Source organism: Paenibacillus sp. VCA1, assembly GCF_031583795.1.
GTDB lineage: Bacteria > Bacillota > Bacilli > Paenibacillales > Paenibacillaceae > Paenibacillus_AQ > Paenibacillus_AQ albilobatus.
Window position 1 is genome coordinate 338,940 of sequence record NZ_JAVLSX010000001.1, and the last position, 14,250, is coordinate 353,189.

The following is a 14,250-nucleotide window of genomic DNA, read 5'->3' on the forward strand; positions in this document are numbered from 1 at the left end:
ACGATGAAACCGGTAGTAAGAGAACACATCCAGCAGCTTGACGTATCGCTTGGCGGAGGGATCGTCAGCGAGAAAATCCGGGTCGATACGATCGACAATCCGATTCTCATCATCGGCCTTGGAGGCACGGGGATTGACGCGCTTTTGCGCCTGAAATACCAAATCAACCGCCGCTTCAAGCTGCCGGAGGATCCGCTGTCCAAGAAAAAAATGGAGAAACCGGCCAACGTGGAATTTTTGGCGTTTGAAACCAACGAACAGGACCGGAATAAACGCTATAAGGGCGTGGGGCTGGATTCGATCAACGAATTCGTCCTGCTCTCCAACGCCGAAATCGGCGGGCTGCTGCAGAACCGCAGCATTTTGGAGCCTTACATCACGGATTGGCTGTCTCCCGAGCTCAGCATCACCGACGGCATGAACGGCGCGGCCGGGGTGCGCCAAGCGGGACGCCTGCTGTTGTTCACGAAAATCAATCAGGTCGTTCAAGCCATCGACAAAAAGATCAAAACGCTCTCCGTCGGCACCAACAAAAAGCTGATGGTGTTTCTGCTGACGGGCCTTTCCGGCGGCACGGGCAGCGGCTGCTTCCTGGACATCGCCTATATCGTGCGCGGCATCATCGAACGCGATTACGGCTCCGCGGGAATCGACCGCGTCAACACGCTCGGCTACCTGTTTACGCCGGACGTGAATTTGTCGAACAAAAGCCTGAGCGAACATACGCGCGAATACATCAAGAAAAACGGCTACGCCGCCCTGAAGGAGCTCGACTACTGGATGAACGTCGACGCCCGCGGCGAGCGCTTCAAGCAGCAGTACGGCAACATTTTGACGGTCAATTCGCCGCTGCCGCCGTTTAACCTGTGCCATCTTATTTCCGCGACGAATACGGAGGGCAAACTGCTGGAAAGCGCGTACGACTATTGCATGAACGTCACGGCCGAGAATATTACGAACTTTATGGCCAGCGAAGAAAAACAATCCGGCGAAGAATTCGCCATACATGACTACATCAGCAACATCCGCACGAACATCGCGCAGATGAACAAGATGTATCCGGCCAACTACGATTACAACATTATCGGCGCATCGTCCGCGGTGCTCCCGATTGAAGAAATGACGACCTTCCTGGCATACCGTCTGTTCGGCAAAATGGAAACGATGTTCGAAAAGGCGCCAAGCCAGGAGGACGTGGAGAAATTCGCGCGCAAGCTCGGCATCGACCTCGACACGATGGTCAAAACGTTCGAATCCCGCGTGCCCGAGCCGCTGCCGGGTTACCAGAACAGCGAACGCCTGAGTTATACGAACGTCGTGAAAAACCAGGTCGTGAGCATGGATACGGAGCTGGAGCAGATGTTCCTGGCCCGCGCCCGTGAAGAATACATCAAGGCGAAAAAGCAGCTGCCCGGCGAAATCGTGGAGCAGTTCAGCGACCAGGTGCGCCGCATCTTCCTGCATCCGCAGCAGGGTCCGTTTTACGTATCCCGTCTGCTGTACACGGAAAAGGGCTTCTGCCTCCTGAAAATGCTGCTGTCCTACATCGAGACGCTGCGGGAGAATTTGACCCGCATTCCGCGCGACATCGAAGCGGCAAGGGAGCAGGCGAACGAGCGTCTGGGCGACGCGAAAAGCGCTTTTGTCTCGAAGGAGAAAAAGAAAAACGTCTACATCGAAGCGAAAATCAACGAATATTGGCTGATGGCGGACGTGGAGCGCACGGAGCAGATGATCGAGTTTTACGAAGATCTGTACGATCTTTTGAATCAGGAAAACAACCGCATTTATAACGTATATACCGAAATTTTGAACGCTTTGAACGCCATCTTCGCCAAAAACGGGGACATCCTCCTGAACGGCGAGGAGCAGCAGGACCATAAAGGCAACAAAACATACTACTGGAACATCGTCAGCGTGCCGGACATTTCCAAGGTCATCAACCGGATGATGGAGCAGAAGGACGTGGAGGATTTGATCCGCGACTTTACCCAAGAGCTGCTGCGCCATTCCGACCAATGGATCAAGGAACAGGAGATCGACATCGTCAGTTCCATTTCGGACTTCCTGACCGAGAAATTCGGCGACCTGATCACGAAATCGATGGAGGATTTCCTCGTGATGAAGTTCGGGCAGGAGGAGTCGATCGAGAAATTCGTCGAACGGAAAATCGCCAGCAAGCTGGACGAGGAAGCCGTGCCGGTCTTCCATTTGAGCAACAGCGCGGGCAATCTCTATTTCCCTTCCTGGGGTTTCGTGTCCGTGCCGGTGCAGGCGCCGAGCATCCTGAAAGGGATTCGCAACTACCAGAACAATTCGATCGGCAAATCGAACTTTACGGTTAAGGAAAGCGAAGTGAAAAACCGGATTTTCTGGCTGAACACGAAAAACGGCGTGCCGCTGTTTGTGTATACGCCGTTGAAGGTGTACGAGGAAAGTTACGAACGCACCATTCTCGACAAAGAGGGCATCGGACGCCATTTGGTGCAGACCGACCGCGCCAACTGGACGTACCTGCCGTCGCCGATCCCGGAAAAATCATGGGGTGAAACCTACGTCAACCCGCGGGTTCAAAGCTACAACGCCCGCGTTCGTGCCGAATTCGACCAGGCCTTGGCGTACAAGGTCATCGTGGAAAAAGACATCGATCAGAATACGAGCAACCGTTACGCTGTGATGTATACGAAGCCGTTCGACCTGAATGATTGGCTCCGCGCTTACGATATGCAGCTTGAGGCAGCCAAGCCGAATCTAGGCGAGGTGAAACGGGCCGTCACCGAATTGAAGCGCCTGCTTGAAGGCGGTCTGGAACGAACGGGCAGCAAGGACATTTTCGGCAGCATCAATGAAGAGATGGCTAAAGAAAACCTGATCCGCTCGCCGGAGCAAATTGCGTCCATGCGCGCCGAGCTGGCGAAATACCGGGCGATCGATTCCAAGCTGAAGGAGCTGGAGGAGGTCATCAGCCGGAACCAGGACGAAGAAAAGTGGATCGACCAGTTTATCGAAGCGATGTACACGGGCACGATCTGCAAAAAAGGCGCGTTGTACGTCTACGACCGCGATCCGGAGGAAGAGGCGTGGGAACCGTTCGCGAATCTGATGAAAAGCGTCCGTTATGTGGAGTACGAGGTCTACAAGCATTTCCGCGGTCTGGACGAGCGAAGCCGGAGCACGCTGATGCGCAAATCAGCCCGCCGCGATCAAGAGCTGACGGCATCCGAGGATATTTCGGCGCTGCTTGCCAAGCTGGATGAGCTGGCCGGGGCGTTCCTCGACGCGCGGGAGACGCTGGAATACGAAAAGGTGGAGTTGGCCGACGGGGAAGAACGCCATCAGTTCTATAAGCAGGTGTCCTCCAAATTAAACGATATCCGCAGAAGGTTGAAATCATGATGGAGCGGGTATTGGAGCGGTTCGCCGCAGGTTATGCCGCCGATCAGGATAAGCTGTCGGGCAAAGGGGATGACCAGAGCAGCATCCACTACCCGGCCGTGTTTCTGTTCATTGGAGATAAGTCGGCCGAGGCGATCGAGCCGATGATGCGCATTAACCATAAAAAATGGGATAACAGCGCCGGCGTCATGTATTTTCATGTCGGAACCGGGAGTGCGCCCGGGGGAACGACCCCCGGGCTGGCCAATCAGGAATTCGGGAAGCCTGGTTCCACGCAGGGGGGAATCCGGGAACCCGGGGCGGACGAAGCTTCCGGCAGCGCGTTGCTGCGGGTCAGCCGATTTACGATCGACGCCGGACCGGCAGGGAATGATCCCAAGACATTCCGCAAAGCGCTGTACCATTCTTTTTACCGGAACGAAGAGCAGCTGTACGGCCTGAACCGGGCATTGCGGCAGCTCAGTTACAACATAGCGGACTACGGACGGCTCTATTCGTCATTCGACCGCATTCATCTTTCTGTCATTACGCGGGTCGACGACCCGCTTAATGTGTTCATACCGGAAATTTCGCTGCTGGCGCAGTCGATCTTCGCCCAGTCCTTCAAATCGGTGCAGATGGATCTGTACGCCCTGATCAGCGAACGGGACCAGATGGAGTCGTTCGGATACGGCAGCTCGGCGGGCGTCGCTTTTCTCCGGGAGCTGGAAGTGATGCAGGGTTCGGACTATCGTTTTTCGGCCAAATTGCATGTCACGGAGGACGGGTTGTCCATCCCGGTCACGCACCAGCCTGCCCCGTTGTTTGATCTTGTGTACGTGCTTTCCGACAAAAACGAGCGCGGCATTACGGCCGCCCACGGCATGCAAGATAATTACGAAATCATTTGCCATGTCAGCCTGCTCAAAAACCGGAAGCAGAAGGAAGGGCATTACGACCTGAATGCCGGAGGATACAACAACACCTCCTTCAAAAATAACGTCATGACCGAATCCGGCCGGCAAGGATACGTTTCGGCAGGTTTTTCCCGCGTCAAGCGGCCGAACGAGTCGATCGCCCTTGCGGTGCTGTACCATTTTTACGGCGGTTTGCTCAGTCGGATGAAAAACGTGCCGGAGTGGGGACTCAAAGAAAAAATGTCCTTTTTCGGCCTCGATCCGGCGGCCATATCCGGGCAAGCGGAACGAATGGTTCCGGACGGCGGCAAAATCGCCGAGATGACCGGCATGATGACGCATCCGGTCAGCTACGGCTCGTTAAAGCGCATGACGCTGCGCGACGCGGAGGAGGCGTTGTTCGGCGGCGGCTGCGAGGCGTATTTTCAAAGCAATTACGTGCAGGAAACCGAGCAGCGCCTGAAAGAGCAGCAGACCGGCGAAGGGCTGCGGGAACGCATCCGCCGCCGTTTGCGCGAGCGGTCCGCCGTGGGGATGTTTGGGATCGCGTTATGGACCGACGAGAAAAACGGCGGCAGCGTGCTGGAGGCGGTACGGAGCCGGATTCGCGATTTGGCGGGGCATCTGGAAGCCGAAAAAGCGGAGCTTGCAAGTTATTATGATGAGCGCGTCGAAAACCAGCCGTTCCCGAAACGGCCGCTGATGGAGAAGCATAACGTGCGCAGCTTCATCCGTTTTTTCTTCGAAACGGTGTACCGGCGGAAGCTGGAACTGCTATTGCTTGAAACCGAACTGAAGCTGTATCGGCGTTACGAGGCGGAATTGACGCAAATTCACGCGGAATATAAGCAAAAAGCGCTGGAGCTTACCGGGTTGCAGGAAATGCTGCTGCATGCGGCCCGCGCAAGCATCCGGGAGGCCGACGATTACATCGGCCAGAACATTATGGAGTATTACGGCGTCGTCACGGAAGAACTGATGCGCGAGCTGGAAGCGCGGCGCGGCGAAGGCGTCTTTTTCGGGGAACGGTACATGGGAAGTTTGGCGGAGCTTTTGGATGAAGGCAGGGAGCGGCTGCTTCTGCGGCTGATCGAAGTGTGCAGACAAGAGCTGCTGGAATCGGAAGCGTTCGACCAGACCTTCGAAGAGGAGCTTTTGAACCGAGCGAATGTCACGACGGAATACGGCAATCGCCAGGTGCTGTCGAAGGAAGAGCTGTTCAAAAAGCTGTACCGGACGCTGGAAGAGCATGCGGTCATCAACTTGCGTCTCCTGGAATACACGCAGGAGCACCGCTACGAGGAGAAATATTTTTTCGGGGATGCGGAAAGCGAGTTTATCCGGTATGCGGCCGGGGCCGACGAAACCTCCCGCATCTACAAGCTTGGCGTCGTGCACGAGAAACGCAGCAGCGGCGTGGAAAAATTGAACCTGATGGGCGGTTTTCATCTGGAGGATCTGATGTATTACCGCAACGGCAAAGTGTATTACGAAACCTACGTTCAAAACGGCTACGAATTTCATGGAATCGAAGCCGAGCGGCTGCCGGAGCTCAAATAGCCCCGTTTTCAATCGGTCGCCGAACTTTTCGTTTGGCTTTATAGGAAAGGAAGATGGATATGCAGCGAAAATTGAATCTGCTCCTGCTGCTTTTCAGCCTGCTTGGCGGCGCCGTCGGCTACATTATCGCGGAGATCATGCTGAATACGTGGGGAGAAAACTGGCCGCGGATCGTGGTAATCGGTCTCTATTTCGGATTGCTTGCCTTATTTATCGGGCTCGGCTGCCTGATCGCCGAAGTCATGTCGCCGCGGTTGAACGGCCCCTCTTGGAGACAGCGATATGCAGGGACGTCGTGGAAGCTGCTGGTGCCGGCTACGCTTGTGATGATATTCGTTCTGGCGCTGGCGCTTGAGTTCGTCTACGAGATCAATGGCGGCGGAATGAAGCCGGTGAAGGATATCGCGCTGGTCATCGACAACTCGGGCAGCATGACGCAGACGGACCCGGATAATGATCGTTATACTGCCGCCAAAAACATGATCGACCGGATGGACGGCAGCAACAGGGTAGCGGTACTGGTGTTTAACGACAAGACGACGCTGCTGCAGCCTTTTACGAAATTGAAGAACCAAGCTGCCAAAGACCAAGTCACCGGCGAAATCGACGCGCTGGAAGCGACCGACGGCGGCACGGATATCGGCCTGGCGTTGTCCGATGCGATGGAGCATATCGAAGATCAAGGCAATGCGGGCCGCGGGACGATGGTCGTCCTGCTTTCCGACGGCGCCAGCAGCGTCGACCTGAATGCGGCGCTTGCTCCTTATAAGCAAAAGCAAGTTCAAGTGAACACGATCGGGCTGAGACTGATGGATCCGCAAGGTTCGAACCTGCTCAAAGCGATCGCGCAGGAAACGGGCGGACAATATTACGACGTGCAAAATGCCGGCGATTTGTCGCCGGTGTTCCAAAAAATTTACCGGGACGCAGGCGAGCGCACGCTTGTTACCGAGCGAACCGGACCGCAGGCAAACAGCGTCCTCTATCTGATCGCTCGCGTGGTTTTCCTCGCTTTGATCGGCGCCGGCATCGGCCTCGCGCTGGGACTTATTTTTGACAACCGTTATCTTGCGCGCAGCTTTGGCGCCGGAGGCGCGGTTTCCGGGCTGCTGGCCGGATTGCTGCTGGAGTTCGGCCTGACGGGCGAAGATTGGAAGGACAGCATCATCCGGCTTTTGGCCTGCCTGGTGCTTGCCGGCGTGCTGGCGGTCTTTACGGCGATCGTGCCGGTCAAAGAAAACGGGAAGCTCGAAGCGGGCCTGCAGCGTCCGGGTTTGGCCGGGCGTTCGCGGGGCGGATTTGCGGACCGGAACAAAAACAGCGGCAGCAGAGGATTTTAAACGGGAGGAGAAAACAGGATGAGGTTCATCGATGCGGATATCAGCTCCATGCTCATTCGCGGCGTGACCCATCAGCTGGATGGAGACCGCTGCACGCTCCGCTGGCGCTGGCCGGAGGACATCAAGGCGGTCTATATCGAGCGCTGCTTGGCGGGTGAGGAGCCGATGCAGGACACCCGCCGGCCGAACATGAGCAGGCTGAAGCTGTACACCCGGAATGAATACAAGGCCGCGAACGGTTACCACGACCGGATCGACGGCGTCGGCAAGGTCGTATACACGATTTATGCCGCCACGGAAACGGAGGAGGGCCCGGCGCTGATCCGCCAGCATGACGGCCAGAATCGGCAGGAATTCAGCACGGGTAAAGCCAAGGTGTGGTTTTCCATCCGCCACAAAGGCGGCTGGCTGCAAAAATACAAGGCGGTGCAAATCAAGGTAACGACCGAAATTCCGATCCCGAAAGAGGCGCTGTGCTACGTCAAAAAAACGGGCGGCTACCCGGCGAATAAGGACGACGGCACGCTGTATCCGTTTGTGGCGGATTTTGAGGCCGGCGTAAACGTGCTGCCGGTGATCGAGGTCGGCAAAAACGATTTTGTGCGGCTGTTTTTTACCGATGGGAAGAGGTATGGGCAGATGTATGAGTTGGTGCCGGAATCGTAAATTTTCATTGTGTTTATTCGTATATTGAAATCGTGTTATTGAGGGGGATGAGCACCACTCCGCATGCGGATCATTCTTCCGATCGCTGTTGCCCCCGGATTCCTTGGAATGTATGTTATGGTTGGAATCCGGTGACAAAGGCGACCGCTAACGCTTCTTCAGAATGATTCCGCCTGCTCCGTTGAAGCGAGGACATAACACGATTTCAAAGGAGGCGTGTAAACTCTGCGGGTAATTTACATTCCGCTGGTGTTTAGGGAGGAACGTGTAAGCTTAATTGCAGGAGTGAATAGATTGGACCTCCGCCAGCGAGGACATAACACGCTTTCAAAGGAGGCGCGTAAACTCTGCGGGTAATTTACATTCCGCTGGTGTTTCGAGAGGAAAGTAAGCTGATTCGAGGGTGGGATGGGCATCACTCCGCATGTGGATCATTCTTGCGGTGACAAAGGCGACCGCTAACGCTTCTTCAGAATGATTCCGCCTGCTCCGTTGAAGCGAAGAAATAACACGGTTTCAAAGGAGGCACGTAGACTCTGCGGGTAATTTACATTCCGCTTGGTATTGGAGAGTAAGGTGCAAGCTGATTCGCAGGAGCATAAGGTCATAAACATTGCTAGAATAGGATTTCACGGAGCCCCACACCCCAAACGAGAAGTTTCTTGCTTTAGGAAGTATAATGTAGTAGGAAGATGGATACGAGGCAAGGGCAGCGAAGGGCACGAATCGTATCTGAACCCAAGATCGGAAGAACGTTCCTTCATCGCAACGGCGCCTTGCATCGTGCTTAGCATAAGCCTTACTTATAGCGTGAAGTTTTAATAACATAAATGAAACATTCCATTAAAAGCTTCATACTGAACTTTTAATATGATTTTTGATATGATGATCCATACGCAAGGGCAGCTTGAAGGCCGCCAACGTTGCAACCCACCAGGCAAAGGGGGAGAAAGAAAACCAATGGGCATTTTCAATATGTTCAAAAAGAAACCGATCGCCGAGCCAAAGCCGCTTTTTTACGATATTGTGTGTCCGTACTGCTTCAGCAAGTTCGCGCCGGACGAAGTTGTCTTCCGCGCGGCCCACAGCCGGGACGATGACGAGGATTATGCGCTGCAGGAGGATGAGGTGCTGAACCGGTACCGGGAGCGCTTCGGCCTTGATTCGGTGTATGATATGGAAGCCATTTTGCGGCCAGGCGATATTCCTGTGGAACGTCACATTTATTCCGACCATGTCCTTGTCGGGCTGAATGACCGCTATGGGGTGGTTACGCGCCACCGGCTGTGCCCGAAATGCCATAACGAGCTTCCGGTCACGTCCGGCAAGGTGCCGAGCAACATCATTTCGATCATCGGCGCTTCCCAGGTCGGGAAATCCGTGTATATGACGTCGCTGATCCATACGCTTCAGCATTCGACGGCCGATCATTTCAATGCGGCATGCATGCCGCTGAACGCGGAAATCAGCCGAAAATTCCGGACGATGTACGAGGAGCCGCTGTTTGAACGCGGTGACCTGCTTGCCTCGACGCAGAAGGAAAAGATGCAGGAGCCTTTTATTTTCCAATTCGTGTTTAAGGACGAAAGCAAACCGCCGCTGACGCTGGTGTTTTTCGACGTGGCGGGGGAAGGAATGGTCGACGAGGATTACCTCGGCCTGCACGGCCAGCATATCAAAAATTCGGCGGGCATCCTGTTTATGGTCGATCCGCTGCAAATCCGCTCCATCCGCGATAAAATCCGCATCCAGATGGGCGACGAGCCGGGGGAATGGGTATCGCAGTATGACGAGCCGCGGGACGTGGTGCTGACGCTGTTCGGCGATTTTATCGCTTACGAGGATAAGGGCAAAACCGATATTCCGACCGCCGTGGTGCTGACCAAAAGCGATATGCTCCATTCCTTGAAGGACGAGGAAGGCGAATACATCAAATCGAACAGCAACGTGTTCCACAACATGGTGCACCGCAAGGCGCTCAATTTGACCGAATTCGAAAACATCGACGGCGAGATCCGCCGCTTCATCGAAAAGGTGGACCGTCCGTTCAAAGGAACGATGGATGTGTATTTTTCCAATACGGCGTATTTTGCGGTATCGGCGCTTGGCAGCAACCCGGTCAACCAAAAAATGCAGTCCGTCGTCAGCCCGATCCGCGTGGATGAGCCGTTTATCTGGCTGATGTATAAGCTGAATTACATAGAGGGGAGAGAAGACGCATGATGTTACCCCCGAATGTAGTGCAGCAGCAGATGTATACGCGCGAGCGGCGGGGCATTTTCCGTGATAACGAAGGGTTTGACACCATCGCCCGTTCCACGGGACTGGATCATGCTTATATCAAAAAAGTGCTTCATCCGTACTGCCAATACGATGCTCCTGCGGAGCTTACGGCACGGGCGGAAAAGGAAGGGCAGGAATATCCGGACTCCCTGCATGTCATCCATACCGAGTCCGGCGAAACGATCGTCGGGCGGAGTGTGTACCTGCCGGCGGATTTTACGGGTCTGCGCAGCGCCTTTTTTACGCATAACTACGTCATTCCCGCAGATTTCAAAGATTCGCCGGAAACGGATTACCGTACCTGGCTGAACGCTTCGTTTGCCGAACGGTACGATATCGAGCAGGGAATGGACCTTCCGGAACTGCCCGCGATCCCGGCCATGGAGCATGACGGTCACCCGACCCGGGATGAGGCGCTTGGGCTGCTCCAGGAGCTTAAAATCGACGAGCAGGTGTTCAAGCAGCTGCTGTTTGCCGCGATGGCTTCGGTGGCCGGCAAGAAGAAGGTCTATGTCGTGCTGGATGTGGAGATCGAGCAGCTGTCCGAAAAAGCGAAGCGGCTGCTCATGCTGCTATTCGCCAGTTTGCCTTACGGCGTCCGCCGCCATCTCGGGTTTCAGACCTACGCCCGGGAGCCGCAGAGCAAAAAAGGCATCCAGATCATGTTCGTGGAAAAGGGAAGCCTGCGCTTGAACGACCGCAGCATCGAAAAGGATTTTCTGTTCGAGCTGGCGGCGGGACGCGTGTTAAACACGGATTTGGACTGGGATGACCAGCCTTATTTGGATTTTGCATGGGCGAATCTTGGCAATGCGGAGCGTGCGGAACGCTTTTACGATTTTGCCGCCCGGATGCTTAAAGACATGGAACCGATCCGCCAAATCGCGATCGCAAGCTATCATGAGCTTGCCGTGCTTTTCCAGATGGAGGAAGGCAACCTGGAGCTGTACGAGCCGAACAGGCTGAGCGTGCTCCGGGCTATGCTGGATTATTTGACGCCGGCGGACGCCCTGCCTGCAAAAATGCGGCTTAACGACCTGTTCCTCGCCAGCTTCGATCTGGAATTCGACCGGGTGAAGCAAGGGGAGCTCCCCGAGCTTGAAGTTCTGGAATGCATCAAGGATTATTACCGGGTCGACAAAAAGCATAGCGAACGGAAGATCATAGAGTATTTTATCCGCACGTTGAACAACGCCATTACGCTCGGGCGCAAGGATGTATTGTCCCCGATCTACGGGATGATCGAAAGCGACCCGGACCTGTTCGCGGCATTTTTCGGCCGGGTGCTCGCCAGTCCGGGCCTGCCGAAGCTGCTGTTTAATCCATATATTGAAAACCGGCTGAAAAAAGCGCAGAAAGCGCGGGACGTCGCGGACCTGCTGCATCATTGGGTGACGTCGCATCCGGTTGTCCTGCACAGCGACTTTTTCGTTCAAACCGCCGAAAACCAGCTGGTGGACAAGCTTCGCAAGGAAGCGGAACCGGTTAAAGCCGTGAACCAGGTGCTGGATCAGCTGGATGAGCTGGACCAAGACCCGCAGCATGGTTTTTCGTTGGTGGAAGGGGGTTCGTTTTTCGTCGACAGGCTGATGTACGCGGCGAACCTGTTCCTTCTGAAAGACGTTCAGCTCGACAAGATTACGAAAGAGCAGCTGCTGCAAATCGGATTTTTGAACAATCCGAAGGAATTCCGCTCATGGGTATCCCGGTTTGATTCCCGCACCCGTTCGAAAGCGGAGGTCATGCTGGCGGCGCACCAGTGGTTTTCGAGTCCTTATCCGGAGGCCTCCCTTTTTAGAGGATTGTCTCCGGAGGAGAGGGACGAAGTTCAGCGGATCGCCCAGGGCTGGCTGCGGAAAGAAGTGGGACCATCCCGTTTCGGCAGCATCACCCTTGCTTTCTGCTATGACGTCGCTACAGGGGCTGTGGATTATAACGGGCTGATGGAATTTTTGCATAAACATGCCCCGCATCCGGAGACGGTCTACGAGTTTATCGAATGGTCCGCGAAGGAGTCTGCGTTTGTCCGCCCGCGGGGATTAGTACCGGCTTATGCGACGGCAATTATGGGATATTTTCAGAAATACGATACGGACGCATTCAAAAACAAAGAAAACGTTCGGAAATATTTCGATACGGCCGCTCCGGTGCTGAAACCGGTCTACGACAAAATTAAATATGAACTGGCGTCGCCGCTCGTCAAGTTTTTCCGCGGCAACCCGCGGGTGTTCAGGCTGAGCGCCGTGCTGATGCTGATGATCGTCGTGATCGGCGGCATGCTGATCGTCATGCAGGCCAACGGAGGATTCAAGAAAGAACCGGATAAGCCGGCTAATGCCGAGACGAAAACGCCCGCAACGGGAACCGCACAGCAGGATAAGCCGGAGACGCCGCCAGAAACGCCAAAGATCGAGAAGGAAGTGCCTGTCTTAACGGCCAAAACGATCAAAAACGCGGACAAAACCCGCGTGACCCAGCTTGTATTCCATTTCAAGCAGCCGGCGTCCTGCCGCGATTTCGCGGCGAATGAAGTAACGGTAATGGGGAAAGACGGAAGCATCATTTTGGAGGTTCCGACGCCGAAGCTGGTTCATGCCTGCGCAGAACAACCGGCATCGGATCAGGGGGCGGGGTCGGCCTCCGGAACGGGAACCGGCGCCGGGCAAACCGGAACCGACGGGACGGCGAATGGCTCAGACATCGCGTCCGGTACGGACGGCACGACGAACCAGACCGGAAATTCGGACGGCACCGCCGCATTGGATGGAACCGCAACCGATCAGAAAGGCGCGGGTGCATCCGGCACTTCCGGAAACTCCGGAAACGGAACGGATAACGCCGTTGGCAGCGGGGATGCCGGGACGACGGAGACCGACGGCCCGGAAGCTTATACGAGCACGGTAACGCTCAAGCTCATCAAAAAGCTTGACCTGAACAAAGTCGATCAAGTGCTGGTCGACAACGTGCCTTACGCCATCATACCGGAAGACCAGCTCGGCAAAACGGCGGTTTCCGGGGACGGCGCGCAAAATTCGGACGACCAAAATGCCGCGGGAAGAGGCATGGAGGACGGTTCGCAAACCGGCACGCAAGATACGGGAAATTGATCGATCGACGTGACATCAACGAAAAGAGTGTCCTGATCCGCATGACGGATGGACACTCTTTATTTTTTTATCCTTAAGCTTTCATCTGCGGCGAATCCGGGTGCATTTCCATGAATTCGATCCGGTTGCCGTCAGGATCCCGCGCCCAGCACTGCCAGTTCAGATCTTTTCCCTGCTGCGGCTCCACGTCGAGGGCGACGCCGTTCTTTTTCAGATGGGCCGCGATTTCTTCGATGCTGTCGACTTCAAGGCATAAATGAGAAAAACCGATGGGCCGCTCCGGCCGTTCAGGCTTCTGCTGCCCGCCGTAAAACAGTTCGATAAACTGGCCGTCGGCCACTTTAATGTACTCGATCCAGGGATTCCCTTGGTCGTCTTCGATAGAAAATGCCTTTTGAAAGCCGAGAACGCCGCAGTAAAAATGAAGGGACTTTTCCATATCCGCCACGTCAAAAGCCAGATGCCCGATCCGTTTGATCATTTGGATGACCTCCTCATCACATTGGGATGAATATAACCCGGTGCCGTTTTAATGGAAGCGGATACATCATAACCCCGTTTGCCGTCTTTTTCAATACCTTGAAAAATTCGCAGAATGCGGGGAAAGAAAGGGATCGGTCTTGTTTCTTGTCCAATGTTCGGATTTTGTTGAATTACCATGCCGAATAGATTTCTTTATGGACTACAGTACCGTTAAACACGAACTATATTCTAATAAATTATTGACACATTCGTTTTTGTCCGGTAAACTTAACAATGTTGTTGCTCATAGATAGAGATCGTTCGTATATCCTCATTGATATGGTTTGAGGGTTTCTACAAGAGACCGTAAATCTCTGGCTACGAACAGGCTTGCTTTTTGGCATACCTGTTCCTCGGCCGGGGATTTTTTTTGCGCTTATGGAAATTTGTCGGGACGCCGCCGGGCACCCCGTTTGATGGGTCAAGGAACAAGAAAAGTCCTGCGGAGGCCAAATCCGACTACTCATACTTTCAGGAGGT

General features: G+C 54.7%; 7 protein-coding genes and 1 riboswitch. Of the genes, 6 read left to right on the top strand and 1 reads right to left on the bottom strand.

Features of this window, described 5'->3' with window-relative positions; all coding sequences use genetic code 11:
* The first annotated feature begins 3 nt into the window (after nt 1-3).
* From RJP21_RS01420 to RJP21_RS01445, 6 genes are all read left to right on the top strand, one after another.
* Nucleotides 4-3,396, top strand: coding sequence for a tubulin-like doman-containing protein (locus RJP21_RS01420; RefSeq protein ID WP_310857781.1), 3,393 nt, complete (start codon nt 4-6; stop codon nt 3,394-3,396).
* On the top strand, nt 3,396-5,852 hold the full coding sequence (locus RJP21_RS01425) for a transcription initiation factor TFIID (protein ID WP_310858109.1): 2,457 nt from the start codon (nt 3,396-3,398) through the stop codon (nt 5,850-5,852). Before RJP21_RS01420 ends, RJP21_RS01425 begins: the two co-directional genes overlap by 1 nt.
* Before the next feature lie 59 nt (nt 5,853-5,911).
* The gene (locus RJP21_RS01430; protein ID WP_310857782.1) at nt 5,912-7,192 is read left to right on the top strand and encodes a vWA domain-containing protein; all 1,281 of its coding nucleotides are present in this window, start codon (nt 5,912-5,914) and stop codon (nt 7,190-7,192) included.
* A gap of 18 nt (nt 7,193-7,210) precedes the next feature.
* On the top strand, nt 7,211-7,858 hold the full coding sequence (locus RJP21_RS01435) for a beta-mannanase (protein ID WP_310857783.1): 648 nt from the start codon (nt 7,211-7,213) through the stop codon (nt 7,856-7,858).
* 960 nt (nt 7,859-8,818) lie between these two features.
* Nucleotides 8,819-10,081 (top strand): hypothetical protein, encoded by a 1,263-nt coding sequence (locus RJP21_RS01440; protein ID WP_310857784.1) that lies wholly within the window; start codon nt 8,819-8,821, stop codon nt 10,079-10,081.
* Entirely contained in the window at nt 10,078-13,248 is a 3,171-nt protein-coding gene (locus RJP21_RS01445) for a GAP1-N2 domain-containing protein (protein WP_310857785.1), read from the top strand. Before RJP21_RS01440 ends, RJP21_RS01445 begins: the two co-directional genes overlap by 4 nt.
* A gap of 73 nt (nt 13,249-13,321) precedes the next feature.
* On the opposite strand, the gene RJP21_RS01450 is transcribed toward RJP21_RS01445, so the two are convergent.
* On the bottom strand, nt 13,322-13,729 hold the full coding sequence (locus tag RJP21_RS01450) for a VOC family protein (protein WP_310857786.1): 408 nt from the start codon (nt 13,727-13,729) through the stop codon (nt 13,322-13,324).
* 282 nt (nt 13,730-14,011) lie between these two features.
* Nucleotides 14,012-14,111, top strand: a riboswitch (purine riboswitch).
* Nucleotides 14,112-14,250: the final 139 nt, after the last annotated feature.

Bases quoted from the DNA above. Each gene is read 5' to 3' on its own strand.
- RJP21_RS01420 (WP_310857781.1), top strand. From the start codon at position 4: ATGAAACCGGTAGTAAGAGAACACATCCAGCAGCTTGACGTATCGCTT.
- RJP21_RS01425 (WP_310858109.1), top strand. From the start codon at position 3,396: ATGGAGCGGGTATTGGAGCGGTTCGCCGCAGGTTATGCCGCCGATCAG.
- RJP21_RS01430 (WP_310857782.1), top strand. From the start codon at position 5,912: ATGCAGCGAAAATTGAATCTGCTCCTGCTGCTTTTCAGCCTGCTTGGC.
- RJP21_RS01435 (WP_310857783.1), top strand. From the start codon at position 7,211: ATGAGGTTCATCGATGCGGATATCAGCTCCATGCTCATTCGCGGCGTG.
- RJP21_RS01440 (WP_310857784.1), top strand. From the start codon at position 8,819: ATGGGCATTTTCAATATGTTCAAAAAGAAACCGATCGCCGAGCCAAAG.
- RJP21_RS01445 (WP_310857785.1), top strand. From the start codon at position 10,078: ATGATGTTACCCCCGAATGTAGTGCAGCAGCAGATGTATACGCGCGAG.
- RJP21_RS01450 (WP_310857786.1), bottom strand. From the start codon at position 13,729: ATGATCAAACGGATCGGGCATCTGGCTTTTGACGTGGCGGATATGGAA.